Source organism: Bacillus cereus group sp. BfR-BA-01522 (assembly GCF_022662635.1).
Lineage (GTDB): Bacteria > Bacillota > Bacilli > Bacillales > Bacillaceae_G > Bacillus_A > Bacillus_A cytotoxicus.
Genome location: NZ_JAKUDY010000081.1, coordinates 1 through 201, shown reverse-complemented (window position 1 = coordinate 201; position 201 = coordinate 1). Strand labels below are relative to the sequence as shown.

Below are 201 nucleotides of genomic sequence, written 5' to 3'. Positions count from 1 at the left end.
TTCTTCAACATATTTGACACTTGCAAATCTTCCATACCAATGATGTCGTGGTTTTTGACAATGTAAGTAGAGATTTTTTGCAAATAGTCTGTTCTTGCATTCGTGATGTTCTCATGGATGCAAGCTACTTTACGTTTTTGCTTTTGATAGTTTTTTGCTTCATCCAGTTTGCATTTTCGTTTTAACGCTAATTCCTGTCGC

General features: G+C 35.3%; 1 protein-coding gene. It reads right to left on the bottom strand.

What is annotated here, in order from left to right; all coding sequences use genetic code 11:
* On the bottom strand, window positions 1-201 hold a 201-nt coding region (locus MR059_RS21750; RefSeq protein ID WP_242162043.1), incomplete at both ends, for a transposase.